This is a genomic window from Jidongwangia harbinensis (genome assembly GCF_020216025.1).
Lineage (GTDB): Bacteria > Actinomycetota > Actinomycetes > Mycobacteriales > Micromonosporaceae > Actinoplanes > Actinoplanes harbinensis.
Genome location: NZ_JAIWNC010000104.1, coordinates 1 through 1,576, shown reverse-complemented (window position 1 = coordinate 1,576; position 1,576 = coordinate 1). Strand labels below are relative to the sequence as shown.

The 1,576-nt window shown below is 68.3% G+C and carries 1 protein-coding gene; it reads right to left on the bottom strand.

Features of this window, described 5'->3' with window-relative positions; genetic code table 11:
- Nucleotides 1–10: 10 nt before the first annotated feature.
- Nucleotides 11–1,465 (bottom strand): NF041680 family putative transposase, encoded by a 1,455-nt coding sequence (locus tag LDL48_RS43160; RefSeq protein ID WP_308016566.1) that lies wholly within the window; start codon nucleotides 1,463–1,465, stop codon nucleotides 11–13.
- Between the last annotated feature and the right edge of the window lie 111 nt (nucleotides 1,466–1,576).

Here is a 1,576-nt window from a genome sequence, read left to right as displayed (position 1 = left end):
AGCTTGAGTTTTAACCTGTGCGGCGTGGTCTGGGGTTATGTGTTTTCTTGTTTTTCGGGTTGGCGTTTGCGCTGGTGACGATATGGACGTCGTGGCGGTTGGCTGGCCGGTGGTTGCGGTGGCCGGGTGGTCGTCCGGGGCCTGGACGGGAGGGTTTCGGTGCGGCGGCGGGGCTGCTGGTCTTGCCGCGTAGGTGCCGAAACGCTCGTCGGACGCGGGCCGGGGTGAGCCGCTCGGCTGGTGCCGGTCGTTCCCAGGGACGGCGTAGGTCGGCGACTGCGGTCCGGGCGAGGCGCAGCTGGGTGTAAGCGGTCAGCACCAGCCAGGTCCAGCGGTCGGCGGCGGCCGGGTCACGCAGTTTCGGGCGGGTCCAGCCGAGGGTTTGTTTGAGCATGCGGAAGGTGTGCTCGATGTCGAAGCGGCGCAGGAACGCCTGCCAGGCCAGGTCGACCTCGCTGGTGGTGGCCGTCGGGTGGGACCACCACAGCCAGACCGGTTTCGCGGTGGCACCGGACGGGAGTCGTTCGACGCTCAGCAGGATCACGGTGCCTTCAATGATCGGTAGCGGGCCGTGTTCGCTGGCCCAGGCGGTGCGGTGAGTCAGCCGGGGGTGCAGCCGGTGCCAGGCCCGGGCGGTCGCGGTGCCGTAGAGGCGGGTGTCGGTGGTGGTGGCTGCGTCCGGAGTGCCCCAGCTGGCTGGATCACCGAAGATGAACTCGCCGCCGTGTCGCGGTGGGCGGCCGGTCGTCCCTGGCATGCGCGGCGGTGCGGCTCGGCGCAGGACCCGGTCAGAACGCATCCGGACCAGGACCTTCACCGGCAGGTCGGCGAGCAGGAACGCCAGTCGGGGACCGTCGTAACCGGCGTCCGCAACGATCCATATGTCGGGGTCGCCGGGCTGGTACTGCCCGGCGCTGATCAGTCGTTCGACCACGTCACGCAGTTGCCCGGCGGTGACGGTGGCGGCGTCGTCGCCGGGGGCGAGCCTGCGAGCGTCCAGCGGCGCGGTCCACGAGCTGCGGCCGGTCTCCAAGGCGGTGACCACGGAGTACGGCCAGCCTGGAACCCCGATGTGGGTGTCCTTACCGCGCCCGTAGGTGTGACAGAGCACCCGCTGCGGTGAGGTGTGTGCCTCCGGGCGCAGCCAGCACGTCACATCGACCGCGAGGACGATTCGTCCGTCTGCGGCCCGGGGCACTGCGACTGCGCTCAGGGCGGTCCGCAGCCGGTCGACGTTGATCCGACCCTGGTTGAGTGCCGCATACAGCGAGCCGTGGCTGCGCCGATGCTCGCCCGCGAGCGACAACTCGACCAGCGACCCCACTGGCCTGTCGCCGCACAGCAGCGCGTCCACCAGCTCAAACAACGCGTCCGCCCGCATGGTCAGACAACGATGGACCTCCCGCCGCAACGCCGTCAACCGCCCGACAGCGTCAGCTGGCACAGCCTCATGCACACTAATCACCAGACAGCCCTTGGTGTGGATCTTCTTCCCTAGACAAGAAGATGATCAATCAAGGGCTGTCCTCATGATCAACCAGGGTCGATGCAACCCCGCCACACGTTAAAACTCAAG